The organism is Nocardia sp. FBN12 (assembly GCF_050320175.1).
In the GTDB taxonomy this organism is placed as follows: Bacteria; Actinomycetota; Actinomycetes; order Mycobacteriales; family Mycobacteriaceae; genus Nocardia.
The window spans coordinates 352,948-377,730 of the sequence record NZ_CP190048.1; the positions used below are offsets into that span (position 1 = coordinate 352,948).

22 protein-coding genes are annotated in these 24,783 nt (G+C 68.6%); 10 read left to right on the top strand and 12 right to left on the bottom strand.

What is annotated here, in order from left to right; genetic code table 11:
- The first annotated feature begins 51 nt into the window (after window positions 1-51).
- On the top strand, window positions 52-1,167 hold the full coding sequence (gene proB, locus ACQHI0_RS01950) for a glutamate 5-kinase (protein WP_427906224.1): 1,116 nt from the start codon (window positions 52-54) through the stop codon (window positions 1,165-1,167).
- Between the two features lie 26 nt (window positions 1,168-1,193).
- On the opposite strand, the gene ACQHI0_RS01955 is transcribed toward proB, so the two are convergent.
- The 4 genes from ACQHI0_RS01955 to ACQHI0_RS01970 form a co-directional block, all read right to left on the bottom strand.
- Window positions 1,194-1,556, bottom strand: a complete 363-nt coding sequence (locus ACQHI0_RS01955) for a VOC family protein (RefSeq protein WP_427906225.1) — start codon at window positions 1,554-1,556, stop codon at window positions 1,194-1,196.
- 189 nt (window positions 1,557-1,745) lie between these two features.
- Window positions 1,746-3,191: a hypothetical protein gene (locus ACQHI0_RS01960; RefSeq protein WP_427906226.1), complete on the bottom strand. Its 1,446-nt coding sequence runs from the start codon at window positions 3,189-3,191 to the stop codon at window positions 1,746-1,748.
- The gene (locus tag ACQHI0_RS01965) at window positions 3,188-3,562 is read right to left on the bottom strand and encodes a hypothetical protein (RefSeq protein WP_427906227.1); all 375 of its coding nucleotides are present in this window, start codon (window positions 3,560-3,562) and stop codon (window positions 3,188-3,190) included. The genes ACQHI0_RS01960 and ACQHI0_RS01965 overlap by 4 nt, the downstream gene beginning before the upstream one ends.
- A gap of 36 nt (window positions 3,563-3,598) precedes the next feature.
- Entirely contained in the window at window positions 3,599-4,330 is a 732-nt protein-coding gene (locus ACQHI0_RS01970; protein ID WP_427906228.1) for an ESX secretion-associated protein EspG, read from the bottom strand.
- A 195-nt stretch (window positions 4,331-4,525) separates the two neighbouring features.
- Between ACQHI0_RS01970 and ACQHI0_RS01975 the strand changes: the two genes are divergently transcribed.
- Window positions 4,526-5,347 (top strand): DUF5602 domain-containing protein, encoded by an 822-nt coding sequence (locus ACQHI0_RS01975; RefSeq protein ID WP_427906229.1) that lies wholly within the window; start codon window positions 4,526-4,528, stop codon window positions 5,345-5,347.
- A gap of 52 nt (window positions 5,348-5,399) precedes the next feature.
- Window positions 5,400-8,312, top strand: a complete 2,913-nt coding sequence (locus ACQHI0_RS01980; protein ID WP_427906230.1) for an AAA family ATPase — start codon at window positions 5,400-5,402, stop codon at window positions 8,310-8,312.
- On the opposite strand, the gene ACQHI0_RS01985 is transcribed toward ACQHI0_RS01980, so the two are convergent.
- The 6 genes from ACQHI0_RS01985 to ACQHI0_RS02010 form a co-directional block, all read right to left on the bottom strand.
- Complete coding sequence (locus ACQHI0_RS01985) at window positions 8,306-9,256, bottom strand: D-isomer specific 2-hydroxyacid dehydrogenase family protein (RefSeq protein ID WP_427906231.1); 951 nt, start codon at window positions 9,254-9,256, stop codon at window positions 8,306-8,308. The two genes, ACQHI0_RS01980 and ACQHI0_RS01985, sit on opposite strands and share 7 nt — an antisense overlap.
- A 165-nt stretch (window positions 9,257-9,421) precedes the next feature.
- A complete protein-coding gene (ligD, locus tag ACQHI0_RS01990; protein ID WP_427906232.1) occupies window positions 9,422-10,381 on the bottom strand; it encodes a non-homologous end-joining DNA ligase in 960 nt (319 codons plus the stop codon).
- Window positions 10,382-10,451: 70 nt separating this feature from the next.
- Window positions 10,452-12,626 carry an MMPL family transporter gene (locus tag ACQHI0_RS01995; protein WP_427906233.1) on the bottom strand — a complete coding sequence of 725 codons (2,175 nt, stop codon included), beginning with the start codon at window positions 12,624-12,626 and terminating at the stop codon, window positions 10,452-10,454.
- Between the two features lie 28 nt (window positions 12,627-12,654).
- Window positions 12,655-13,101, bottom strand: a complete 447-nt coding sequence (locus tag ACQHI0_RS02000; RefSeq protein WP_427906234.1) for an EXLDI protein — start codon at window positions 13,099-13,101, stop codon at window positions 12,655-12,657.
- Window positions 13,102-13,315: 214 nt separating this feature from the next.
- Complete coding sequence (locus tag ACQHI0_RS02005) at window positions 13,316-13,705, bottom strand: hypothetical protein (RefSeq protein WP_427906235.1); 390 nt, start codon at window positions 13,703-13,705, stop codon at window positions 13,316-13,318.
- Between the two features lie 76 nt (window positions 13,706-13,781).
- Window positions 13,782-15,905, bottom strand: a complete 2,124-nt coding sequence (locus ACQHI0_RS02010) for a RecQ family ATP-dependent DNA helicase (protein WP_427906236.1) — start codon at window positions 15,903-15,905, stop codon at window positions 13,782-13,784.
- A 150-nt stretch (window positions 15,906-16,055) separates the two neighbouring features.
- Here ACQHI0_RS02010 and ACQHI0_RS02015 point away from each other — a divergent pair, with 150 nt between their 5' ends.
- Window positions 16,056-16,538: a hypothetical protein gene (locus ACQHI0_RS02015; protein WP_427906237.1), complete on the top strand. Its 483-nt coding sequence runs from the start codon at window positions 16,056-16,058 to the stop codon at window positions 16,536-16,538.
- 1 nt (window position 16,539) lies between these two features.
- Here ACQHI0_RS02015 and ACQHI0_RS02020 read toward each other — a convergent pair whose 3' ends face one another.
- Both ACQHI0_RS02020 and ACQHI0_RS02025 read right to left on the bottom strand, forming a co-directional pair.
- Window positions 16,540-17,763 (bottom strand): RtcB family protein, encoded by a 1,224-nt coding sequence (locus ACQHI0_RS02020; RefSeq protein WP_427906238.1) that lies wholly within the window; start codon window positions 17,761-17,763, stop codon window positions 16,540-16,542.
- Between the two features lie 80 nt (window positions 17,764-17,843).
- Entirely contained in the window at window positions 17,844-18,716 is an 873-nt protein-coding gene (locus tag ACQHI0_RS02025; protein WP_427906239.1) for a ribokinase, read from the bottom strand.
- Window positions 18,717-18,943: 227 nt separating this feature from the next.
- On the opposite strand from ACQHI0_RS02025, the gene ACQHI0_RS02030 reads away from it, so the two are divergent.
- The 6 genes from ACQHI0_RS02030 to nadD all read left to right on the top strand — a co-directional run bounded on the left by ACQHI0_RS02030 (window position 18,944) and on the right by nadD (window position 24,751).
- Complete coding sequence (locus ACQHI0_RS02030; protein WP_427906240.1) at window positions 18,944-20,209, top strand: glutamate-5-semialdehyde dehydrogenase; 1,266 nt, start codon at window positions 18,944-18,946, stop codon at window positions 20,207-20,209.
- A gap of 2 nt (window positions 20,210-20,211) precedes the next feature.
- Window positions 20,212-21,084, top strand: coding sequence for an AAA family ATPase (locus ACQHI0_RS02035; RefSeq protein ID WP_427906241.1), 873 nt, complete (start codon window positions 20,212-20,214; stop codon window positions 21,082-21,084).
- Entirely contained in the window at window positions 21,081-22,478 is a 1,398-nt protein-coding gene (locus ACQHI0_RS02040) for a vWA domain-containing protein (protein ID WP_427909049.1), read from the top strand. Before ACQHI0_RS02035 ends, ACQHI0_RS02040 begins: the two co-directional genes overlap by 4 nt.
- A gap of 13 nt (window positions 22,479-22,491) precedes the next feature.
- Window positions 22,492-22,833 carry an MmcQ/YjbR family DNA-binding protein gene (locus ACQHI0_RS02045; RefSeq protein WP_427906242.1) on the top strand — a complete coding sequence of 114 codons (342 nt, stop codon included), beginning with the start codon at window positions 22,492-22,494 and terminating at the stop codon, window positions 22,831-22,833.
- Window positions 22,834-22,994: 161 nt separating this feature from the next.
- Window positions 22,995-24,065: a hypothetical protein gene (locus ACQHI0_RS02050; protein ID WP_427906243.1), complete on the top strand. Its 1,071-nt coding sequence runs from the start codon at window positions 22,995-22,997 to the stop codon at window positions 24,063-24,065.
- 44 nt (window positions 24,066-24,109) lie between these two features.
- Window positions 24,110-24,751: a nicotinate-nucleotide adenylyltransferase gene (gene nadD / locus ACQHI0_RS02055; RefSeq protein WP_056821473.1), complete on the top strand. Its 642-nt coding sequence runs from the start codon at window positions 24,110-24,112 to the stop codon at window positions 24,749-24,751.
- Window positions 24,752-24,783: the final 32 nt, after the last annotated feature.

Genomic DNA, 24,783 nt, shown 5'->3' on the forward strand with positions numbered 1-24,783 from the left:
ACTGCGATGGGTCCGATGTAGCTCGGTGATCGTGGTGCAGGGAGTTGAACGATGCAGGTGGGTTCGGAGCTGAGTCAGGGACGCGCGGCGATCGTGTCGGCGCGCACCGTCGTGGTGAAGATCGGCTCGTCGGCATTGACCAGCCTCGAAGGTGGTCTCGACACCGCGCGCCTCGACCTGCTGGCCGACGCGGTCGAAGCGCGGATGCGGGCGGGGTCGGATGTGGTGGTCGTGTCCTCGGGCGCGATCGGTGCGGGGCTCGCACCGCTCGGGCTGTCGAAGCGGCCCAAGGACCTGGCCACCAAGCAGGCCGCGGCCAGTGTCGGCCAGCTGGCTCTCGCTCATGCTTGGGGAACCTCCTTCGCTCGCTATGAGCGCACGGTCGGCCAAATCCTGCTCTCCGCAGATGATTTCGCTCGGCGCGAGCATCATCGCAATGCGCAGCGCACGCTCGACCGGTTGCGATCGCTCGGTGCGATTGCGGTGGTGAACGAGAACGACACGGTTGCCACGGAGGAGATCCGCTTCGGCGACAACGATCGTCTCGCCGCTCTTGTTGCGCATCTGGTGGGTGCTGACGCGCTGATTCTGCTGTCGGATGTGGCGGGGCTTTACGACGGTGATCCGCGCAAGGGGGCCGCCAACTTCATTCCCGAGGTGCGTAGTAGTGCTGACCTCGATGGGGTCATCGCGGGTAGTGGTGGTGCGCTCGGGACCGGGGGTATGGCGTCCAAGCTCTCCGCTGCCCGGCTCGCCGCCGACGCCGGCATTCCGGTCCTGCTTGCCTCGGCCGCCGACGCGTCGTCCGCGCTCACCGATGGTGCGGTCGGTACCGCGTTCGCCGCTCGCCCGATTCGGCTGTCCGGTCGCAAGTTCTGGGTTCGGCATGCTGCTGACCCGCGTGGTGCGGTGCTGCTCGATGCGGGCGCTGTCGACGCGGTAGCTCAGCGGCATTCGCTGCTGGCTGCGGGCATCACCGGCATTCGCGGCCGCTTCTTCGGTGGTGACGTTGTCGACCTGGTCAGTCCCGATGATGAGATCGTTGCTCGGGGTGTTATCGAATACGACAGTGCCGAGCTCAGCCCTATGCTCGGGCGCTCTACGGCTGATCTTCCTGACACGATGCAACGTCCGGTGATCCACGCGGATGATCTGGTCAAGGTCTGACTTCTGTTCGGGCGTTCGTCGACCGGTCAGCCGAGGACGAGGCAGAACGGGTGACCGGCTGGATCCACCAGCACCCGCCACTGGTCGCCGCCGGGCTGGTGGTCCGGCCTGACCGCGCCGAACCCCAGCGCCGACTCCTCCGCCGCGTCGAGGTCCTCGACCCTGAGGTCCAGGTGCAACTGCTGCGGTACATCCTGACCGGGCCACCGCGGGGCCCGGTATCCGTCCGCCCGTTGGAAGCCCAGGTCGCAACCCGAACCATCGGTCAGGGCGACGAACTCGTCACTGTCATAGCAGAGCTGCATGCCTGTCAGCTCTCGGTAGAACCGGGCCAGAGCCCGGGGATCGGCGCAGTCCAGAGTCACGCCTCGCAGCTTGGCGATCGGCATCGTCCACTCCTCTGTCATCCATGTTCGCTGGCGCGCGGCGGCCCGCCGCAGGTAGTTATCCAACCGCACTGTCGTAGCCCGGCTCGACTCCTTTTCGGGCGGCCGACAGCGCCCGTCTCGGGCTCGGTCGTGTGCACCGTTGCGCCGCCAGGTTGGGTCGGGCTCGGGGGCTGGGCGCGCTGTGGCGGTCTACCGCTGCTGCGGAACGACGCCCGGTTGGTCGGTCTCGGGGGGTGGCGCCTTGGGGGTGGCGGGCTGCGATGGTGACACGTCGGCGCCGGGAACCGGGCCGGTGACGCCGGGTTGACCGCCTGGGTCGGACATGTCGGGCATGCCTGGTAGCGGAAGTGGTTGTGGTGCTTGGCGACCGGGTGGGGCTGGTGAGGCTGGTAGCTCCGAGGTCGGCGCGGGAACGTTCGGCTGGGCGGGCGGTTCCGGCGCCGGGGCTTGCGGCGGTGGCGCCGGCTCGGTGGCGGGCGGTTGTGGTGTTGTCGAGATCGGTGGTGGCGCAGGCTGTTCCGAAGTCGGCGCGGGGGGTTCTGTCGGCTGGGGAGCCTCTGCTGCCGGTGGTTTCGGGGCCGGCGGGTTCGAATCCTGCTGTGTCGGTAGCTGGTTCGGCTGCGAGGGGGAGGGGGCTTCGCTGGGTGCGCTCGTCGGCGGAGTGATGGGCGCTTGGCTGCTCGGGGCGGGCGGTTCGGTAGACGGCGCAGGCACTTCAGCAGGGGGCGCAGGCGCTTCGGCAGTTGGTGCGGGCGCTTCGGCAGTTGGTGCGGGCGCGGTCGACGGCGCGGGTGGCTCGGTGGGGGGCGCGGGCGCTTCGGTGGGGGGCGCGGGCGCTTCGGTGGTGGGAGTGGGTGTCTCCGATGTCGGAGACTGCGGAGTTGAGCCCTGGCCTTGGGGTGCGGGAGTTTCTGCCGGTGCGGGGGTTCGGGGTGCGGGGTCTTCGCCGGGCGCCGGAGTGTCACCGGGTGTCGTGCCGGATTCCGGGTTCTGTGATGATTCCGGCGAATTGCCTTGTGGTGCAGAGGGGTTCGTGCCAGGGCTGGGCGTCGAACCGTTGTTCTGTGCGGGTGAACCTCCGTGGCTCGACGGCGATTCCGTTTCCCCGGGCGCCGTGGGCAACGCTGGGACGCCGGTTCCGGCAAGCGAATACGACGGCTTGTAGATCATGTTCATCGCCAGCACCGCCTCCTGGCGCAACGCCTCGGCCGCCATCTGCGCGTCGATCACCTGCGCGCTCTCCAGCAGCCGGGCGATCGCCCCGATCGGGCCCGACCCGCCGGGCGCGACAACGGCCAGCTTCACGGCTTCGGCGGCCGCGGCGACACCACCGAGGCGGGCGCCGACTTCGGCCATCACCACGGCGAGTTCGTCGATCGAGGCGGCGAAGCTGCGGGTGCTCGCGGCGGCGGCATCGGCGGCGGTTCCGGACCAGCCGGTTTCGTTGATCACCCGGTCGGCACTGGATTTGGTCAGCGGCATCGAGGTGGTGAGGGTGGCGGCGGTTTCCAGCCAGGTCATCGACGCGCCGAGAATGGCCCCGGCGTCGATCTGCTGGGTGCGCGCGTAGATCTGTTCGTGCGGCATGGATTCGAAATGTTCCATCGCGCTGATATAGGTGGGGTCGGTGCTCATCCGCGCACCCTCGTGTCGACGGCGCGCAAGGCGGCGGCCGCGGCGGCGTCGGCTTCCTCGTAGAGGCCCGCGCTGAGCAGGAACGCCTCCTTCATCCGGTAGGCCGCCTCGATGTAGCGGTCGAGCAGCTCGGCGGCGTCGCGGGCCTTGTGCGCGAAGCCCGCCTGCAACTGCTGGGCGGAGACGAATCCGCCGAATCCCTCGGCCTCGGCAGCGTTCTCGAGCCCCTGACGCAGCTGGGCGAGGTGCTCGGCCTGCTGCTCGTAGAGGTCGGCGCACTTGCGCGCGGCATCGGGGTCGAATGTGAGTGTCCCCGCCGTGGCGGCGCTGCGGAACCGGGAGATCTCGGCTCTGCTGCTCTCGATCGTCATCGCGTCTCCCCTCCAGATGATGCGGTGGAGTCCAGGTTAGCCGGACCTTCTGCTGTGCGAACTGTGCGCCGGCACCAATCTTCGCTGTAACTGTGCGGCTAGTTGACCGCTCGACGCCGGCACCACGTGCACGGTTTCGCCCGCCCGCAGCAGGTAGCGACCGTCATTGGCCACGTCGATCCAGCTGTAGTGCACCGGCGGATTCGGCACCGCGCGGTCGAGCCCGGTTTCGATCCGGATGTGGCCCTCGGCGGTGTGCGGCCTGCGCAGTAATCGCTGAATGCGCGGCACCGCGGGATGGGTGGCGAGCACGGTTTCCTCATCGCGCACCGCGTCGGTCGCGGCCTCACGCGCGGGTTCGCGTCCGGGCGGGGTATCGGGCAGACAGGCCGTCACGCGAGCGCCGATCCCCGCGGTGTGCCCGATCGAAACACGGACGTTGCCGCCGTAGTCGGGCCGGGTACTCGGTTCCTGCACCACCAGCACCGCACGGTCGTAGACCGCGCAGGCGAGCAACCGGATTTCGCTGCCGGGAGTATGGGCGCCGCCGACGAGCACCACCCTGGCGTGCGGTTCGGCGATGATCCGCAGACAGGCGGCGACGTCGGGGTCGCCCCCGGGTAGTCGGTCGTCCAGGCCCGCGCGTAGCCGGGCCGCGTCGTGCTCGGTGCGCGGTGACTCGAGCACGCGCAGCGGAAAGGGCATGCGATCGCGACCCGATTCCCGCCAGACGTGCGCGAATTCGTCAGCGGTGAAGGTCCATCCCATTGCCGATCCCATCCTTACCGAACCAGGACGGGGACAGCCTAACCCGCTGTGTCCGATTCCGGCCTACTGATCAGACCCCGTCACTGTCGAATGGAATCTTTTGCCCGCTATGAGTACCTCAGATGAGTATTTCGGCGGACGCTCAGGTCCTGCGTGGCTTCTACCGTCAGGGCAGACCCGTCGAAGGGAGCGGTCATGTCCGATATCAAGCGGCGCGCGCGAACACTCACCACGGCGCTGGCGGCCGCGCTCGTCCTGGCCGCCGCGGCCGCGTGTACTGACGATTCCGGCCCGAAAACCTATTACGGCGACGAACGATCCATGGGCAACGGCCAGATCCGCACCTACGTGACCACCGACAAGGACGGCCATCCCACCGAGCTCGGCTTGCGCATCCAGGAGTCGGCGCTCGACGGCCTGCCGATGCCCGCCACGTTGCCCGAGGGGCCGCCACCGGCCAGCCCCGGCATGGCGTTCCCGAAGGAAGCCGAGGGCACGGTGGTCAACCACCTCACCTTCGACTGGGTCCCGCACGGCCACCCACCGGTCGGCGTCTTCGACGAACCGCATTTCGACACGCACTTCTACTTCATCGACGATGCCGCGGTGCAGGCGATCAGCCCGCAGGATCCGCAGTTCCTCGCCAAGGCGGCCGTGAAGCCCGACGCGAAGTACATGCCGACCGGCTACACCACCCTGCCCGAACCGATCGAGATACAGGCGGTGCCCGCGATGGGCGTGCACTGGGTCGACGGCACGAAACCGGTGGTTCCCGGCGAGTTCGACTTCACCCAGACGTTGATCAGTGGCGCGTGGGACGGCCAGTACATCTTCACCGAGCCGATGTTCACCAGGGCCTGGCTGCTCACCAAGCCATCGTTCACCGGCGACATCACCCAACCAGCGGCCTACCAGCACTCGACCCGCTACCCGACCACCTATTCGATCGAGTTCGACGATCAAGCGAAGGAGTACGTAGTTTCGGTTGGCGGCCTGACCGAGCGCACCGCCTCATAGCCCTGTTATAGCCCCTCACCTGCGAGTATGCTCTGATACTCGGAGGTGAGGTGTGACGACCGAGTTGATCGGACGTGACGGCGAACTGGCCGATCTGCTGGGTCGGCTCGACGACGCGGTGCGCGGTGCGCCGCAACTGGTGATCTGTTCCGGCGAGGCGGGCGTCGGCAAGACCAGCCTCGTCGCGGAACTGGCCGGGCGCGCGCGACGCGACGGCGTGCGCACCCTGTGGGCCCGTGCCCTGGAACTGCCCGATACCCCGCCGTTCTGGCTGTGGCATCAGGCTCTCGGCACCAGCACGCCTGCTCCCGGCGCCGACCGAGTTGCCCTGTTCGACGGGTTCGCCGCGGGTCTCGACGGTGCGACATCCGGAGTTCTGCTGGTCGTCGACGACATCCACTGGGCCGACGAGCCATCGCTGCAAGCCCTGCTCTACGTGGTGCGTGCCTCACGCGAGCGTCGGATCATGGTGTGCGCCACCGAATGCTCCGGTACCGCGGGCCCCGGCTGGACCACCATCAAACCCGACCTGCTGCGTGAACCGGTAGCGGGGTCGCTGCCCCTGCGCGGACTCTCGCCCGCCGACTCCGCGCACTGCCTGCGGATCGAAGCGGGCCGCGATCTTCCCGACCAGCTGGCGGGCGAGGCCTTCGATATGACCGCCGGAAACCCCTTCTACCTGCGTGAACTCGGTCGTTCCCTGCGCGGCTCCACCGATGACGCGCTCCGTCTGCCCACCAGCCTGCGCGAGGTGGTGCGCGGCCGCATGACACCCCGCTCGACGTCGGCGCGAGAGTTGCTACGGGCCGCGTCGATCCTGGGTGAAAGGTTCACGATCGCGGTGGTCGCACGGCTCGTCGAGCGGTCGATCCCGGAGTGCCTGGCCGCGGTCGACGAGGCGATCGAGGCCGGTTTGCTGGTGCCGGGCGAAGAACCGGGCGCGGTGCGTTTCACCCACGCGCTGGTGCGCGCCGCCCTGCTCGACGGACTGTCGCTCCAGCAGCGCGTGGTGCTGCATCAGCGGGCGGCGCTGGCCATCGAAGAGCTGTATCCCGATGCGGTGGAGTCGAATTCGGCCGCCCTGGCCTGGCACTGGGCCAACGCCGCCGTGGGTGGGGCGTACGAACCAGCCGTACGCTGGGCGCGCCGGGCGGCCGATGTCGCACTGCGGGAGTTGGCGTTCGAGGAAGCCGTGCGGCTCTACGGATTGGCCCTGGCGCACGCCGCCGACGTCGATCCGATCGACCGGGGCGGCCTGCTGCTCCAACGGGCGGCCGCATCCACCCGCGCCGGCGACCTGACTTCCGCGAAATCGGATTGCGCTGCCGCGCAGGCAGTAGCGCGCGCGGCCCGGGGTCGACAAAACACTTGTGGGGCTGGCGATTCCGCACAGGACCGGCACAAGGCCGCTGTGCTACTGGCCGAAGCCGCGCTGGTCCTCGAGCCGATCGGCGACCGGAGTTGGGATCGCGATATCGCCGACGCTTGTGCCGAAGCGCTGGCCGCCGACACCTGGCCCGACAGCATGACTGCCGATGCTCCGATCGGCACGCCGACCGTCGATGGCATGCCCGCCGTAGCGGACGCTGATTCGATGCCCGGCACACCGGCCACCGAGGCGCCGACCGTCGGCGTGCTGCCCGAATCGCTGCGGGCACGGTTGCTGGCCCGCGCCACCGAGGCGGCGGTCTACCTCGGCAATCTCGGCGGTGTCGATGAATCAAGCAGGGCCGCGCTGGAATCAGCGGATCGCAGTGACGATCCCGGTGTGCTCGCCGCCGCGCTGCGGGCCCGTCAACTCGCCCGCAGTGGACCCGAACACCGCGACGAACACCGTGTCCTCGCCGCCCGGATGATCGAAGCGGGCGAACGCGCGCGGGATCCCGCCGTGGAGATGTGGGGCCGATTGTGGCGCATCGATGCGTTGTGGGAGCAGGGGGATCTGAGCGAGATCACCGGCGAATTGTCCTGTCTGGGTTGGTGTTCGGACCGCACCGGTGGGCCGATGTCGCGGTGGCACCTGCTCATCGCGCAGGCCGCGCTGGCTCAGGCGCACGCCGAATTCGAGGATGCGCTCGAGCTCGGCGGGCAGGCGCACGCGCTCGCCGCGAAGCTGGGGCATCCGGCGGGGGAGGGTGCGCACCGGGCGCTGCTGGCCGTCGTCGGCCATCACCGCGGCCATCGACATGAAGCGCTGACGGGTCCCGGCGCGCCGGCGCGCGGGGAAGTGCGCAATCTGCTGTTCGCCGCCCTCGGCACCGCGTTTCCGATGGTGGACAGCGGGCTCATCACGGAAGCCGAGCCGTTCTATCGCAGCCTCGGTCCACCCCGGAAGTGGTCGATACCACCGTATTTCCGGCTCAATGTGCTCGCGGTCGGCGGGTCGATCGCCGCCGCGCTCGGGCTCGCCGATGACGTCGACTACTTCCGTGAGCGACTCGACCCCTTCCGGGGCATGCACGTCACCGGTGGTGGCGGAAACGCGCACTACCTCGGCCCGGTCACGCTGTGGCTGGGAAAATTCGCTGGGGCACTGGACGATCCGGACACGGCTCGCACCGAACTGGGCCACGCCGCGCAGACCGCTCGCGCGATCGGGGCTCCGGGTTTCGCCGTCGAAGCCGATTGCGAACTCGCCGAGCTGCTACTTCGTGACGGCGACCCGGTCGAGGCCGTCACTATCGCGAAAAGGGCTGTGCCGCAGGCAGTCTCGTTCGGCATGTGTCCGTGGGTGGAGCGCCTGCACGTTGTCGCCGCACGCGAAATCAGCTGCATCGCGCTGACACCACGCGAACGCGAGGTCGCCGATCTGGTGACCCGCGGCCTCACCAATCACGAGATCGCCAGTGCCCTGGTACTTTCCGACCGTACTGCCCAGAACCACGTTCAGCACATCCTCACCAAGCTCGGCTTCGCCAAACGCAGCCAGATCGCCGCCTGGGTGAGCGGCCGGACCTCTCAGTAGCCGCGCGAGGTGTCGATGATCGCGTCCAGCGGCTCGCCCGCGACGAACCGCGCCACATTCGCGCCGACATGATCGGCGAACGCCGCCAGCCGCAGCTGGGGTGGGTTCGAATCGTGCGGGGTGATGATCGCGTTCGGCAACGTCCACAGGGGGTGGCCGTCGGGCAGTGGTTCCGGGTCGGTGACGTCGAGCCCGGCGCCCCCGATCAACCCGCCGGTCAGCGCGTCGACCAGCGCGTCGGTGTCGATCAGGCTGCCACGGGCCACATTGATCACCCACGACGACGGCTTGAGCCGGGCCAGCTCGTCCGCGCCGATGAGGTGGCGGGTCTGCGCCGTCGCCGGAGCCGCGACCACCACGTGGTCGGTGTGCGACCAGACCCGCGCGAGCTGATCGCTCGGCACCGTCTCCACGTCGGCGGGGATGCCGTCACCACGCACCGGGCGGCCGGACCGGTTCACCGCGATCACGTGCGCGCCCAGCGGCGCCAGCATCGGGATCAGCGCGCGCCCGATCCCGCCCGCGCCGACGATCGTCACGGTCTTCCCGCGCAACGACCCGACGTGCGGGAAGAACTCGCGCTGCTGCCACGACGTCGCCCGCAACTGCTCGGGCAGATACCGCACACCGGCCAGCAACAGCATCAGCGCGTGCTCGGCGACGCTGTGCGAGAACGCGCCGGCCGCGGAGGTGAACCGCACGTCCGGGTGCGCGGTGAACACACCGGCGTCGAAGAAGTCCTCGATCCCCGCGGCGGGCAACTGCACCCAGCGCACCGACGACGGCAGGCTCACCGGAAAGTCGCCGGGTGTGCCGGTCCAGATCAGTGCGTCGGCCTCCGCCAGCTCACCGACCAGAGCGCCCGCTCCGACGACCGCCTTCTCGAGCAAACGCGGCGCCGGCTGATCCGGGGCGAGCGCGATCGTGGTCGCGGATTCCTGCACAGAGACCTCCTGGGTCGATCGGTGAGTCTGCGCCGCACTGCGGCTCGAGCGCTGTCATCGGCACCGCGTGCGGTCCCGGACTCTGATTCTTCCTCGTCGCTGTCGACGGCGCCGCCGCACCCTCCCCGTCCCGTCCCGTGCGCGGCGGTGTCCGGGCCGGGCGGCTCACGATTCGTCGAGGTCGACGGGCTCTTCGGTGCCGTGCCGGTCGGCCAGTTCCAGCAGGGGTGCGATGTCGAAAACGGCCTTGTCCATGTCGGCCTGCAGGTCACCGAGTTCGGCGTAGCGGGCGGGCACGGTCTGGACGGTGAAATCACGCGGTGTGATGTCGTCGATCTCGGTCCAGCGCACCGGGGTCGACACGGTCGCTTCCGGGACGCCGCGCACCGAGTAGGCGGCCGCGATGGTGTGGTCGCGCGCGTTCTGGTTGTAGTCGACGAACAACTGTGCCGGATCGCGATCCTTGCGCCACCAGGCCGTCGTGACATCCTCGGGCGCGCGTCGCTCCACTTCCTGCGCGAACGCGAGCGCGGCCCGCCGGACCTGCTGGAAGCCGTACTCCGGTGCGATCCGCACATACACATGCAGCCCCGAACCACCGGAGGTCTTCGGCCAGCCGACCGCCCCGAGTTCGTCGAGCACCTCGTGCACCACCCCGGCTACCCGCTGCACCCGCGACCACGGGCAGTCCGGCATCGGATCGAGATCGATGCGCCATTCGTCGGGCGACTCGGTATCGGCGGCCCGGGAATTCCAGGGATGGAACTCGACCGTGGACATCTGCACCGCCCAGATCACGTCCGCGAGCTCCTGCACGCACAGCTCGTCGGCGTGCCTGCCGTAGCGCGGAAAGTACACGCGCACCGTCGGAATCCAGTCCGGCGCACCCGCGGGCACCCGCTTCTGATGGACCTTCCCGCCGGGCAGCCCTTTGGGGAATCGGTGCAGCATGCAGGGCCGATCCCGCAGCGCGTTGACGATCCCGTCCCCGACGCTCAGGTAGTACCGCACGAGGTCGAGCTTGGTCACCCCGAGCTCGGGAAAATACACCCGGTCGGGATTGCTGACCCGCACCGTGTGCTCACCCACCGGTAGTTCGACCGCAGGCGCCGCAGACTTGGCCACCCGCCCAACGATAGACGAGCAGGCCCGCCCCCGGCGGGGAGCGGACCTGCGTCGCGTGGTGCTGCTGTGTCTACCAGCGGCTGTTCTCCGTCGGCGGTGTGTAGTAGCTCTCGGCGTAGGAGTGCTCAGCCCAACGGGACTTCGCGTCCTCGTCGCTGTCACCGCCGTGGCCGGGCCACCACGCGCGTCGCCCGAGCAGCGCGGTCACCGCTGGGGTGAAGAACAGCGCCATCACGAACGCGGCGATCGCGATGCCCACCGAGATCGCGAAGCCCATCTGCGACAGCGTGCTGTTGCCCGCCAACATCATCGAGGCGAACGTGCCTGCCAGGATCAACCCGGCCGCGGCCACCGTCGGCCCGGTGTGCCGCACGGCCAGCGCCGCCGCCTCGCGTGGGGTGTGCCCCTCGCGGGCTTCCTCCCGCAGGCGGGCGACCATCAGGATGTTGTAGTCGGTGCCAAGCGCGACGACGAACAGGTACATGATCACCGGCAGCGTGAAGATCAGCCCGTTCTCACCCTGGATCTGCTGGAACACCAGCACCGTCGCACCAAGGGTCGCGGCGAAGCCGAGGAACACCGAGGCCATCAGGTACCACGGCGCGACGAGACTGCGCAGCAGCAGCGCCAGCACGAGCATGATCAGGATCGCGGCCACCGGGAACACGATCGCGTAGTCGTGATTCATCGCGTCCTTGAAGTCGACGTACACCGCGGTCATGCCGCCGACCGCCGCGGTGGCACCCGCGGGCGCTGCCTGATGCGCGACCTCACGGAGTGGACCGGCCACCGTGTCTAGCGCGGCATCGGATTCCGGTGCGTTGGCGAGCGTCACCTGGAAGTTCGCGATCGTCCGGTCCGGCGACAGCTGCGCTTGCCCGACCTGGCCGACGCCGTCGACCTGGGTCAGTGCCGTCCGATATGTCGCGAGCTGGTCGTCGCCCAGCGGCCCGCCGGGTGAGTGCAGCAGCACGTCCGAGGGCTGGGTGGCACCGGCGGGCATGCCCTCGAGCAGCTCGGTGGTGAAGACGACCGACTCGGAGGCGTCGGAGGTGGAGCCCGAGCTCAGGTCGAAGGTCGGATTGAAGCCGACCGCGAACACCCCGAGCGCCACCAGCACACCGCCGGAGGCGACGGCGAACACGCCGGGTCGCCTGCCCATCGCCGCACCGATCGCGCCGAACCGGGCGCCCCTCGGCTCGACCTGCCACGCTTTCGATGGCCAGAACACCTTGGTGCCGAGCAGCGAGACGATCGCGGGTACCAGTGTGAGGCCGGCCAGTAGCGCCACCGCGACAGCGATCGCCAGCGCCGGACCCATCGCCCGGAACATGCCGAGGCTCGACAGCGTCAGCGCCATGAACGCGATGATCACGGCGGCCGCCGCCGAGGTGATGGCCTCACCGACGCGGGTCACGGCATTGACCATCGCGGTCTTCGGATCGTCGCCCGCCCGCAGCCGTTCGCGGTAGCGGAACATCAGGAACAAGATGTAATCGGTGCCGACGCCGAACAGCACCACCAGCAGAATCGCGCTGATCGACGTGTCGATATCGAGGTCGAAAGCCTTGGCCGCCATGGCGATCAGACCGCTGACCATGCTCGAGATCGCGCCGATGGTGAGCACCGGCAGCAACGCGATGACCGGACTGCGGAAGATGATCAGCAGCAGCACCAGGATCAGCACGATCGTGGCGATGCCGATGATCGCCATGCCCTTCTCACCCTCTTCGGTCTGATCGAGGGTCTGCGCCGCGGTGCCGGTGATGCCTGCCTTCAACCCGGTGTCACGCACCTGTTCTTTCAGCTGCTCGCGCAGACTCTTCACCGCCTCGCCCTGGGTCTTGTCGGCGGCGTCGGTGAGCTTGGTCATCTGCACCGCGATGACCTGGACCAGCCGGTTCTCCGATGGCGGTGTCACCTGAATGCCGGTGACGCCCTCGATATTCCGTGCGGTGAGTGCGGCGGCGGCGGAGGTGACCGCGGTCGAGTCGTCCTCGGTCAGCGCCGCGCCGTCCGCGCGGACCACCACGATGAGGGCGGCGGGTGCGGCATGCTGCGGAAATGCCCGCTCCTGCAGCTTCATCGCCTGGATCGACTCGTAATGTGAAGGCAGGAACTCGGATTGGTCGGTCGTCGCGGTGAGCGTCGGCGCCGTGGACAACACGGCGACGATCGCGAGCACCCAGAGCCCGATCACTTTCCAGGGATGATGGACGACGACGCGTCCCAGTCTGGCGAACATGGTGGTAGGTCCTTTCCGGCCTGGATTCTCAGACGTCGAGGTCGTGGTTCAGCGGGTGCTCGACGCGGTCGACGATCATCAGATGGACCTTCGGTGGGACCAGCGGGCGCAGTGCGTCGAGCGAGTCGACCACCTGGGTGGTGTAGTCGCCCCAGCTCTGTTCGCCCTTGCCGAGGATCGAGCGCCAGTTCTTCCAGTCCTCGGTCCAGTCGCCGAGCTCGTTGTAGTCCGACCACGCGGCGGTCTGCTTGTGCACCAGGAAGTTGCCCTTGCGGGTCACGTACACGCGGACGGTTTCGATGGCTTTGCGGGTGACCTGGCGTGATTCGCCGACCTTGCGGCCGGTGAAGCGCTGGGTGCGGCCGCCGCCGGGGCCTACCTTCACGGTGACGGGGGCGAAGTCGTCGTTGTCGGTGATAGTCGGCTTGGTGGTGTCCACCGCGGCGGTGTCCGTGTCGTGCGTGGCGTCGGTCATCGTTCGCTCCGATTCGATAAGGCAGTGCGCATATGGGCATGGGTGTACGAGCGGCGTACCCCTCGTTCCGGGCCGTCGTCGTGGGTCTGTGTGCAGTTGTGGTGGTCGTACGTTCCGTTCGACTCACTATAAGTAGATGTATACGTATAGAGCAAGAGGCAAAAAAAGTCCGCACGGAACTACTTCCGTGCGGACCGCTCCGTCGCGGGCGAAACTACAGCTCGTAGACGCCGAACGCCCGGTTCTGGATGCACATCGGCATCACATGGACCTGCTCGGTCCATTCGAACTTCGCTGCCGCCTCGACGGTTTCACGTTCCGCGACGCACACACTCGCGGTGCCGGGCATGGTCAGGGGGTTGAACACCGCCAGCGGGATGCCGGCGTGGATACCGCTGTAGAGGCCGCCGCTGAAGCACAGCGGCGTGATGGCGATGCCGCGGATGGCGCTCTCGCGGTCGGCGGCGGCCTGGGCGCCTGGCACGCCCGCGCAGTCGAGTGGGTTCTCGTTCGACGCCTGGGCGGGAACGGTCAAGAGGGTGAATCCGGCCGCACAGCCCGCGGCAACGGCCATCAGGGTTCGAGCAAATGTGGTCCTGGTCATAGGCGCATTCAAGCACTGGTGACGGTGGGTGCACACAATCTGGGCGGCGTGTTGGGGGTTTTGGCGTGTGGGCGGGTCAGGTGGGAGTGGCCAGGGCGAAAGGCAGGACCGCGTCGGCGCCGCTGGTGCGCAGGGCATGGGCGGCGACGGTCATGGTCCAGCCGGTATCGGTGAGGGTGTCCACGAGGAGGATGGGGCCATTGACGTCGGCGAGGTCGGGGAGCTCCCAGGAGTCGAACAGGCCGGCCACGCGGTGGGCGGAGTTCGCCGCGGAGACCGGGGGGCGGTCCGGTCTCGTGTGGAGAGTGCCGAGGTTGTCGAGTCTGCCGATGTGCGCCAGGCGCTCGGCGAGACTCGTGGTGAGCTGGGGATAACGAGGGGATTCGAGGGCAAGGACCGAGGTGGGGCGGGTGGCCCAGGTCCAGTCGCGCAGGACCGCGATGCAGGCGTCGAAGACCGCGTCGGGCACCGGTGCGTCGGGGGCGTCGAGCAGGGCGCGCAGGCGCATGCCCCAGCCGAGGTCGGTGAGCCTGCCGAGGACGCGGCCGGTTTCGGCGCCGCCGGAGATCTTGCCCGACAACGGGATTCCCAGTTTGGCCATACCGCTCGGCCACTGTTTGCGGGGAGCGAGGTCGAGGCCGGGGCGGTCGAGGCGGGCTCGGGTGGCGGCGATCGCGGCGTCGTCGACGGTGGTGTCGGGGCGGGTGCCGGTGCAGTTGTCGCAGCGGCCGCAATCGAGGTCCGAGGTGGCGAGCCCGTCCAGGCCTGGATCGTCGAGTTGGCGGCGCAGGAAGGTCATCCGGCAGGTGGCAGTCGCCTGATAGTCGATCATCGCCTGCTGTTCGGCGTCGCGTGCCGCGGCCAAGCCCTCGTAGCGTTCGGTGTCGTAGGTCCAGTCCTGGCCGGTCGAGAGCCAGCCGCCGCGGACCCGGCGCACGGCACCGTCGACATCGAGCACCTTCAGCACCATCTCGAGGCGTGATCGATTCAGCTCGACCAGCGGCTCGATCGCCACCGTCGACATCGCCCGGTCGCTGTCCAGCGCGGCGAGCACCGAGCGCACGATGTGCTCCCGAGGGAAGGCGACGGAGGCGAAGTAGCTCCAGATCCGCGCGTCCTCGGGCCCCGGCAGCAGTACGACCTCGGCGCGCTCGGTGCCTCGGCCCGCACGGCCGACCTGCTGGTAGTAGGCGATCGGCGAGGACGGCGCCCCGACGTGCACGACGAATCCGAGATCCGGTTTGTCGAAGCCCATCCCGAGCGCCGACGTCGCGATCAGTGCTTTGACCTCGTTGTTCAGCAGGGCTGCTTCGAGCACCTCACGTTCGGCCGGGTCGGTTTGGCCGGTGTAGGCGGCGACGGTGTGGCCGTGCGAGTTGAGCAGGTCGGCCAGATCGTTGGCCGCCGCGACGGTGAGGCAGTAGATGATCCCCGAACCCGGCATCCGATGCAGCTGCTCACCCAGCCACGCCGTGCGCTGGACCGCGTCGTCGAACCGGACCACCGACAGATGCAGCGACTCGCGATCCAGCGTGCCACGCAACACCAGCGTGTCGGTGCCGATCTGCCCGGCCACATCGGTGACCACCCGGTCGTTGGCGGTCGCGGTGGTCGCCAGCACCGGCACCTCGGATCCCAGGTCGGCGATCAGCGTGCGAATACGACGGTAATCGGGCCGGAAGTCGTGTCCCCAGTCCGATACACAGTGCGCCTCGTCGATCACGACGAGCCCGGCATCGGCGGCCAGCCGGGGCAGTACCTGATCGCGAAAGTCGGGGTTGTTCAATCGTTCCGGACTCACCAGCAGCACGTCGACCTCGCCGTCGGCCACCCGCTGATGGATCTCGTCCCACTCGGTGACATTGCCCGAGTTGATCGTGGCCGCCACCACCCCGGCGCGCTCGGCGGCCGCCACCTGGTTGCGCATCAACGCCAGCAGCGGCGACACGATCACCGTCGGCCCCCGCCCCGCACCGCGCAGCAACTTGGCCGCGATGAAGTACACCGCCGACTTACCCCAGCCGGTCCGCTGCACCACCAGCGCCCGCCTGCGCTGCACCACCAGCGCTTCGATCGCGATCCACTGGTCCTCCCGCAACCGCGCGTCGGGCCCGGCGAGCTCACGGAGCAGCTCCTCGGCTCGTTCGCGCAGGTCAGGAGCCGTCAGGTCGAGCACATCGTTGCCTGCGGGTGAGGTCATGCGGCCCATGCTGCCTTGTCCCACCGACAAGTTTGATCGGCGGTACAGAACCACCTCCGCGCGATGGTGGCCGGTCGTGCTCGATCACCCGGTGAATCGGCCCGTGGGGGAGGAGAATAGGGCTGATCACCGGGCTGTGGGAGGGGACTCATGTCGAACAGATTCGACTCGCCTGCGGGGTGGTCGCCGCCCGGTTCGCAATTCCAGACGAACTCGAACACCTCCCGGACACTGATCGGCGCGTTTCTCGCGCTGATCGTGACACCGGTCGGAATGGGGCTGGCCGCGCACGGCGCGCTGGACACCAGCCGGTGGGTCATCCTCGGTGATGCGGCCGACCGGCTCGGCTCGACCCTGCAGATCATCGTGGGCGCGCTGTTGCTCCTGCTGGTCAGCGCCCTGGCCGGGTTCACCCCGATCGCGACGGTCCTGGCCGGGCTGGTGTGGGGCGTGCTGCCGAGTCTGGTCTACTTCGTGTCGCCGGAGAGCACCTGGCGGATGGTCGGTGATCTGCCGCTGATGAACGACGAGATGCACCTCGCGATCAACGCGTGGATCACCAACGGCTACACCTTCGTCGTCGGGTTGCTGCTCGTCGGCGCAGGTGTGGCGGGCACCCTGCGCCGACGATGAATCAGCCCTTCACACACAGCACCTGACGCAGCGTCGCCACCACGTCGACCAGGTCGGCCTGTGCCGCGATCACCTGGTCGATGTCCTTGTACGCGGCCGGGATCTCATCGACCACGCCCGCGTCCTTGCGCGATTCCACACCTTCGGTCTGCGCCACCAGATCCGCGACCGTGAACTGCTTCTTGGCCGCCGACCGGCTCAACCGCCGCCCCGCACCGTGCGAAGCCGACTGGAACGAAGCAGGATTCCCCTTGCCCCGCACCACATACGAGCGCGTCCCCATCGATCCCGGAATCAAGGCGAGTTCACCGGCACCCGCCCGCACGGCACCCTTCCGGGTCACCAGCATCGGCTCACCGTCGATGATCTCCTCGGCCACATAGTTGTGGTGGCACGAAACGGGGTCGTCGAAACGCACCTCGCGCCCGGCGAATTCGTCGCGCACCGCACGGCACACCAGCGACAGCATCACCGCCCGATTGCGCGCGGCGTACTCCTGCGCCCAGGTGAGATCGCGCCGGTAAGCGTCCATTTCCGCGGTCCCGGAGACGAACACGGCCAGATCCCGATCCGGCAGCGACTGGTTGTGCGGCAACGCGCGCGCCACCGCCATGTGCCGCTCGGCCAGTTCCTTGCCGATATTGCGCGAACCGGAGTGCAACAGAATCCAGACGGCGTCCTCGGAGTCGAGGCAGACTTCGATGAAGTGATTGCCGGACCCGAGTGAGCCGATCTGCTTGTGCGCCTTGGATTCCAGCTGGGATACCCCGGGATGCAGCTCGCCGAACGAACGCCAGAACCGCGCCCAGCCGTTGGCGCGCAGCGCCGCCTGCCCGTGCGAACCCGCGAGCTCGGCACCGAGCTTCGTCACGTTCACCGCGTCCTTGTGCGCCTGGAAGCCGACGGGCACCGCCTGCTCGATCCGGCTCCGCAGCGACCGCAGATCGTCCGGCAGATCGGCCGCGGTGAGATCGGTCTTCACACTCTCCATCCCGCAGCCGATATCGACCCCGACCGCAGCGGGCGCGACCGCATGACGCATGGCGATCACCGAGCCCACTGTCGCCCCTTTTCCCAGGTGCACATCGGGCATCACGCGCAGTCCGTGCACCCATTCCAAATTCGCGATATTGCGAAGCTGGCGCAGCGCTGACTGCTCGATCTCGTGCTCGTCGGCCCACATGAGCGTCTGCGCTCGCGTACCGCGCAGCTCGACGGGAAACATGGTCGGTCCTTTCCTGGATGAAGGACCAACGGTATGGGTGGGGCGGATGTGTCGCACCTGATTTTCACGGCGCCTGAAGGTCAACTGGGGGTGAGTGCAGCCGCGATCTGCGCGCTCCCAGGGATCGACGAGCTTGCGCCGAGACTGGTGGTCGCCAATGCTCCGGCGGTATTCGCCCAGTTCAGCGCGGTAGACGCGCCCTGATCCCAGGTCGCGACCAGTGCGCCGGTGAACGCGTCGCCCGCGCCGGTCGTGTCGAGAACCGCTACGTCGAGGCCCGCGGCGGACAGCTCGGTTCCATCGCCGCGATAGACCGCCCCGTCCCCACCGAGCGTGCGCACCAGATGCGCTACCTGCGTCAGCTCGGCCGAATACTGCTCGGACTCCAGTGAATTCACGATCGCGAGGTCGACGGCGGCCCACAACTCCTCGGGCAGCGGCTGCACCGGCGAAGGATTCAGCGCGACGACCGTGCCCGACGCGCGGGCGTGCTGTGCTGCGGCGCGCACTGTCTCGATCGGAATCTCCAACTGGCACAACAGCATGTCGGCATCCGCGATCGCCGCGAGTTCGGCGGCGGTCAGCTCGGTCATTCGCCCGTTCGCTCCCGCCACCACGATGATGCTGTTCTCGCCGGTGCCGTCGACGATGATCGAGGCGACCCCGCTGGCACCGTCGACCCTGCGTAGCAAGGTGATATCGACGCCGGCCGCCGAGAGCGTGGCCGCCAGCTCCGTGCCGAACGCGTCGTCGCCGATCGCCCCGAGAAACCGCACCTGCGCACCGGATCGCGCCGCCGCGATCGCCTGGTTCGCGCCCTTACCCCCCGGCACGGTCGCGAACTCGGTCCCGAGCACGGTCTCGCCCGGTGCGGGCCTGCGTGCGGTTGTCGTGACCAGATCCATGTTGACGCTGCCGAGTACGACGACGGTCGGGGAATCGGGGCGATCCATGGCGGTAAATCTAACGGTGACGCCGCCGCTCCTATCGGGTTCGGGCGGTTCGTCGCATTCGGCCGGTCGGCGTGCACGCACGGAAACCCAGTGGTCACGCCTTGTGGATAACTCCGTTGACGGCGGCGCCGAACCTGTGGACAACTCGGTCCCGGTGCCGGTCGGAGGGGTATTCCGGGTCCTGGGTGGGGTCGAGCGCGCAAGGCGCACTGCGTACGCTGATACCCATGACGGTAGAAGTGACCCCCGAGCTCGACATCCGCGCAGCGGTGCACGACGCCGCCCGCAGGGCTCGCGTCGCGTCCCGTGTGCTGGCACAGCTGACCACGGCGCAGAAGAACGACGCACTGCACGCGGCGGCCGACGCCCTGCTCGCCGCCGCCGATCGCGTGCTCGCGGCCAATGCCGCCGACATCGCGACCGCGCAGGCGGCCGGAACCGAGGAGAATCTGCTCGACCGGCTGCGCCTCACCAAGGCTCGGATCGACGGCATCGCCTCGGGTCTGCGCCAGGTGGCCACCCTGCCCGACCCGGTCGGCGTCATCGTGCGCGGTTCCACGTTGCCCAACGGTCTCGAGATCCGCCAGACCCGTGTCCCGCTCGGCGTGGTCGGCATGGTCTACGAGGCGCGGCCCAATGTCACCGTCGACGCCTTCGGCCTCGCCCTCAAGTCGGGTAACGCGGCGCTGCTCCGTGGGTCGTCGTCGGCCGCGAACTCCAATGCCGCCCTGGTCGAAGTACTGCGCGAAGCCCTTGTCGTCCAAGGTGTTCCGGCCGACGCTGTACAGCTGCTGCCCAGTCATGACCGCTCGAGCGTCACCCACCTGATCCAGGCCCGCGGCCTCGTCGACGTGGTGATCCCGCGCGGTGGCGCGGGCCTGATCAACGCCGTCGTCCGCGACGCACAGGTGCCCACCATCGAGACCGGCACCGGCAATTGCCACGTCTACGTGCACTCGGCAGCCGACCTGGACATGGCCGAGGCCATCGTGCTCAACGCCAAGACCCGCCGCCCCAGCGTCTGCAACGCCGCCGAGACGGTGCTCATCGATGCCGCCGTCGCCGCGACCGCGCTGCCCCGCCTCAGCAAGGCGCTCGAAGACGCGGGCGTCACCATCCACGGCGATCTGCCCGGTCAGGTCCCGGCCACCGACGCCGACTGGGGTGAGGAGTACCTCACCATGGATATCGCGCTGAAGGTCGTCGACGACCTCGACGCCGCGGTCGACCACATCAACACCTGGGGGACCGGCCACACCGAGGCCATCGTCACCGCCGACCTTGCCGCTGCCCGCGAGTTCACCGCCCGCGTCGACGCCGCCGCGGTGATGGTGAACGCGTCCACCGCGTTCACCGACGGTGAGCAGTTCGGCTTCGGCGCCGAGATCGGCATCTCCACCCAGAAGCTGCATGCCCGCGGCCCGATGGCACTGCCCGAACTCACCTCCACGAAGTGGATCGTGTGGGGCGACGGCCAGACTCGGCCGGTGTGATCATGGCTCTCGTACAGGAACCGATCTTCTCCTCGGTCGACGATGTCATCGACCGGCTCGCCACCACCGGCTACCTGGCCGACAAGGCAACGGCCACGTCGGTCTTCCTCGCCGATCGGCTTGGCAAACCGCTGCTCATCGAAGGCCCGGCCGGTGTCGGCAAGACCGAGCTGTCGCGCGCGGTGGCCCAGGTCGCCGACGCCGAACTGGTGCGCCTGCAGTGCTACGAGGGCGTCGACGAGGCACGCGCGCTCTACGAGTGGAACCACGCCAAGCAGATCCTGCGCATCCAGGCGTCGAGTGAAAACGATTGGGCCGAAACCAAAGCCGACGTCTTCACCGAGGAATTCCTGCTCTCGCGCCCGTTGCTCACCGCCATCCGCCGCACCGAGCCGACGGTGCTGCTGATCGATGAGACCGACAAGGCCGACGTCGAGATCGAGGGCTTGCTGCTCGAGGTACTCAGCGATTTCGCGGTGACCGTGCCCGAACTGGGCACCATCACCGCCACCCGCAAGCCGTTCGTGGTGCTCACCTCGAACGCCACCAGGGAACTGTCGGAGGCGCTCAAACGCCGCTGCCTGTACCTGCACCTCGATTTCCCCGACGAAGACCTCGAGCGCCGCATCCTGGCCAGCCGTGTACCGGAACTCCCCAGCACTGTGGGCGAGCAACTGGTGCGGGTCGTGCACGTGCTGCGCGGTATGCAGCTCAAGAAGCTGCCCTCGGTCGCCGAGACCATCGACTGGGGCAACACCTTGCTCGCGCTCGGCGCCGCGGACCTGGACGACGCGACCGTGCGCGCCACGCTCGGCGTGGTGCTCAAGCACCGCAGCGATCACCAGCGCGCGCTGGCCGAGCTGAAGCTGGCCTGACCGTGACTGCGCCGGCACCACATGGAATCGGTGGCCACGTCGCCGGTTTCGTCGGTGCGCTCCGGGCCCGTGGGGTGCCGGTCGGGCCCTCGGAAACCGTCGACGCGGGCCGGGTCTTGACTGTGCTGGATCTGCTCGATCGCGAGGCGGTGCGTGAGGGGCTGGCTTGTGCGCTGCTGCGCAGGCCCACCCATCGCGCCACCTTCGACGGTCTGTTCGACCTATGGTTCCCCGTCGCCGTGGGCGATCGCACCGCCGCGGCGCCGGACCTGCCACGCACCCCCGACGGTCAGATCGACCTGGCCGCCCTCCGTGCGCAACTCGCCGAGATGCTCGCCGCCGAGGATGGTGGCGAGCAGTTGCAGATGTTGGCCGGACAGGTCGTCGAGCAGCTCGGGCAGTACCAGTCCGCGCGCGGACCATCCTTCTCCGCGTACCAGGCACTCAAAGATCTTGCGCCACAGACCTTGCTGGCCAAGGTGCTGGCGGGCCTTGCCCTGCCGGCGGACGCGAGCGAGCGCGACACCGAGGTGGCGCGCCGCGTCGCCAGGGAACGCATCGCGGGGTTCCGGGCGAGCGTGGAAGCCGAGACCAACCGGCGCGTGGCCGAACAGATCGGACGCGAACGCGTCGCGACCTACGGCGTCGCCCGCCAGGCCGAGGACGCCGACTTCTTACGCGCTTCCGAACGCGAGCTCACCGAATTGCGGCGCGGCACCCAGCGTTTGGCTCGAATCCTGGCCTCCCGGCTGGCGGTGCGGCGCAAACGAGCCCGGCGCGGCGAGATCGATCTGCGCAAGACCTTGCGTGCCTCGATGTCCACCGGTGGCGTGCCGATCGACCTGGTGAACCGCAAACCTCGCCCCGGTCGCCCGGAACTGGTGCTGCTGTGCGATATCTCGGGCTCGGTGGCCGGGTTCAGCAATTTCACCCTGCTGCTGATGAGCGCGCTGCGCGAGCAGTTCTCGCGGGTGCGGATCTTCGCGTTCGTCGACCGCACCGACGAAGTCACCAGCTTCTTCGAGCCGTACGCGGGCCTCGACGACGTGATGACCCGGATCTTCACCGAGTCGCGCATCATCGACGCCGACGGCCACTCCGACTACGGCTACGCGCTGACCAGCTTCGCCGAGAACTTCGGCGAAGCCGTCACCAGCCGTAGCTCGCTGCTCGTCCTCGGCGACGGCCGCACCAACTACCGCAATCCGCGACTCGACACTCTGCGTGAACTGGTCGGCACCGCCCGGCACGCGCACTGGCTCAACCCCGAGCCCAAAAATCTATGGGGGACAGGCGATTCGGCGGCTCACGAGTACGGTTCGGTGATCGAGATGCACGAATGCCGATCTGCTCGGCAGCTGACCGAGGTGGTCTCCCGACTGTTGCCCGTCTGAAGGAGCTTCGAGGATGAGTGTGGACGTGCTGGCCTACTGCCTGGCCAAACCCGGTGCCTGGGAAGACGAGCCGTGGGAGGGCGACACCGTCGCCAAGGTCGGTGACAAGATCTTCGCCTTCCTCGGCGCGGGCACATCGATCGGCCTCAAATGCGGCCGCGACCGCACCGAAGCCGACGAACTGGTCACTGTGTACCCCGACGATGTCACCGTGTCGGCCTACATCGGCCGCTACGGCTGGAACAGCATCCGCGTCGGCGGCGCGGTGCCCGACGACGAGCTCCGCGAACTGATCGACGCCTCCTACGACGCGGTCGTCGCCAAACTCCCGAAGTCGAAACGCCCCACCGCCTGACCACTTCAGCCGACGTTAAGCGCCTCACATGGCGCGGCTACCAAGATCACGCCCATGCTGGCAGGGGCGTCGCGCGACGACGAGCGATCCGATCGACGGATATCGGATGTCGAGATGGTGCGGTCGGGCCGTGCGCTCGCCGGCTGGGCGCGGTCCACCCGGTGACCGATCCGCTCGAGAACGATCGCTCCTACGGCGAGCCCATCGCCGTAGGCGGCACCCCGGCCGACTCGGTGGAAGGTCGACCTGTCGACTGGTGGGAGGCGGCCTCCCCGGAAGGCGCCTCGCGACGCGCTTCGCCCGGTTCCGGGAATGACTCCGCTGCCCGGTCATCCATGGCGGTCGTCGACAGCTCACCAGGTGCCGAATCTCCGCAGCTCGCGCCCGGTTCGGGGGCGCGCACGGCGCGGCGTCTGGCCGGGGTCGCCGCGGCGCGACTGGTGGACGCGCCCGCCGCGGCGGAGGAACAGCTGCGCAGGGCGCTCGTCGTCGGTGCCGGTGAGCTGGGTGGACGAGAGCTCGCCGCGATGCGCACCCAGTTGGTCACCGCCGTCGCCGCCCAGCCGGGTCGAGACCGTGATGTCGCCCGAGCCGCCGCCTCGGCCGCCGCGTGCTGGCAGCCGATCTCCCCGGCCGACGCGGTCCACCTGTGGCTGGTCGCGGGTCGCGCGTGGCATCGGGCAGGCAAGCACGCGCGGGCGGTCGCGGCATTCGACCGCCCACTGCTGACCGGACCCGTCGGCTACCCACCCGCCGAACTCGCGCTGGTTCGCGCCCAGTTCGCCGAATCGCTGAACCACCTCGGCCGCTACCGCCAGGCCGCCTGGCAGTTCGCCGAGGCGGCGCGGCTGATCGCCGGCTCGCCCGCACAGCGCCGCCACCACGCCGACCTGGTGTGGTCGGCCGCGGTCGCCCGCGAGTGCTGCGGACAGGAATCCGAGGCGCTCGGCGGCTACCTGCGCGCCGCGGGGCTGTGGGGCGAACAGGACAAGATCGTGCCGCGGGCCCGCTGCCTGCGCGCCGCTGCCTGGCTACAGCTGCGCGGACCGCGGGGACGGGTGCGCGGGCCATGGTGGGTGACGATCAAGGTGTTGCTGACCGAACTCGATCGCCGGGTCGCCGCTGACCCGGCAGCACACCTGGTCGAAGAGCTGAAGACCACCCGCGCGCAATTCGCGCAGATGTGTGCGCAGACGTCGGCGCCGCACGAGCACCGTGATGTCGCGCAGTAGTCCGGTCCGCCCCGATCCAGGCGCCCGGATTAAGCTCAGACCTCATGCACGAAACAGCTCGGCCGCGCCGCAAGCTCGGTGTCATGGGCGGCACCTTCGACCCGATCCACCACGGCCACCTGGTCGCGGCGAGCGAGGTCGCGAACCGGTTCGAGCTCGACGAAGTGATCTTCGTGCCGACCGGGCAGCCGTGGCAGAAGGTCAACAAGCAGGTCAGCCCCGCCGAGGACCGCTATCTGATGACGGTCATCGCCACCGCGTCCAACCCGAGGTTCTCGGTCAGCCGGGCCGACATCGAACGCAACAAGGTCACCTACACCGTCGACACCCTGCGGGAGATGCAGAACACCCACCCCGACGCGGAGCTGTACTTCATCACCGGTGCGGACGCGCTGGCCAACATCCTGACATGGCAGGATTGGACCGAACTGTTCGAACTGGCGAAGTTCGTCGGGGTGAGCCGACCGGGTTACGAACTCAACACCGATCATCTCGAGGAGCATCTGCGGGACCTTCCCGCCGACGCCGTGACGATGGTCGAGATCCCCGCGCTGGCCATCTCGTCGAGCGAATGCCGCCGCCGCGCCGCCGACGGCCGACCGGTCTGGTACCTCGTCCCTGATGGCGTGGTGCAGTACATATCGAAGCGGCACCTCTACGTGCCCGCAGGAACGGAAGGTAGCTGACGTTGAGCCACATGGTTCTGACCAAGCAGGAG

What these genes read in the sequence shown, in the direction of transcription:
- proB (WP_427906224.1), top strand. Translation starts at nt 52, where the DNA reads ATGCAGGTGGGTTCGGAGCTGAGTCAGGGACGCGCGGCGATCGTGTCG.
- ACQHI0_RS01955 (WP_427906225.1), bottom strand. Translation starts at nt 1,556, where the DNA reads ATGCCGATCGCCAAGCTGCGAGGCGTGACTCTGGACTGCGCCGATCCC.
- ACQHI0_RS01960 (WP_427906226.1), bottom strand. Translation starts at nt 3,191, where the DNA reads ATGAGCACCGACCCCACCTATATCAGCGCGATGGAACATTTCGAATCC.
- ACQHI0_RS01965 (WP_427906227.1), bottom strand. Translation starts at nt 3,562, where the DNA reads ATGACGATCGAGAGCAGCAGAGCCGAGATCTCCCGGTTCCGCAGCGCC.
- ACQHI0_RS01970 (WP_427906228.1), bottom strand. Translation starts at nt 4,330, where the DNA reads ATGGGATGGACCTTCACCGCTGACGAATTCGCGCACGTCTGGCGGGAA.
- ACQHI0_RS01975 (WP_427906229.1), top strand. Translation starts at nt 4,526, where the DNA reads ATGTCCGATATCAAGCGGCGCGCGCGAACACTCACCACGGCGCTGGCG.
- ACQHI0_RS01995 (WP_427906233.1), bottom strand. Translation starts at nt 12,626, where the DNA reads ATGTTCGCCAGACTGGGACGCGTCGTCGTCCATCATCCCTGGAAAGTG.
- ACQHI0_RS02000 (WP_427906234.1), bottom strand. Translation starts at nt 13,101, where the DNA reads ATGACCGACGCCACGCACGACACGGACACCGCCGCGGTGGACACCACC.
- ACQHI0_RS02005 (WP_427906235.1), bottom strand. Translation starts at nt 13,705, where the DNA reads ATGACCAGGACCACATTTGCTCGAACCCTGATGGCCGTTGCCGCGGGC.
- ACQHI0_RS02010 (WP_427906236.1), bottom strand. Translation starts at nt 15,905, where the DNA reads ATGACCTCACCCGCAGGCAACGATGTGCTCGACCTGACGGCTCCTGAC.
- ACQHI0_RS02015 (WP_427906237.1), top strand. Translation starts at nt 16,056, where the DNA reads ATGTCGAACAGATTCGACTCGCCTGCGGGGTGGTCGCCGCCCGGTTCG.
- ACQHI0_RS02020 (WP_427906238.1), bottom strand. Translation starts at nt 17,763, where the DNA reads ATGTTTCCCGTCGAGCTGCGCGGTACGCGAGCGCAGACGCTCATGTGG.
- ACQHI0_RS02025 (WP_427906239.1), bottom strand. Translation starts at nt 18,716, where the DNA reads ATGGATCGCCCCGATTCCCCGACCGTCGTCGTACTCGGCAGCGTCAAC.
- ACQHI0_RS02030 (WP_427906240.1), top strand. Translation starts at nt 18,944, where the DNA reads ATGACGGTAGAAGTGACCCCCGAGCTCGACATCCGCGCAGCGGTGCAC.
- ACQHI0_RS02035 (WP_427906241.1), top strand. Translation starts at nt 20,212, where the DNA reads ATGGCTCTCGTACAGGAACCGATCTTCTCCTCGGTCGACGATGTCATC.
- ACQHI0_RS02045 (WP_427906242.1), top strand. Translation starts at nt 22,492, where the DNA reads ATGAGTGTGGACGTGCTGGCCTACTGCCTGGCCAAACCCGGTGCCTGG.
- nadD (WP_056821473.1), top strand. Translation starts at nt 24,110, where the DNA reads ATGCACGAAACAGCTCGGCCGCGCCGCAAGCTCGGTGTCATGGGCGGC.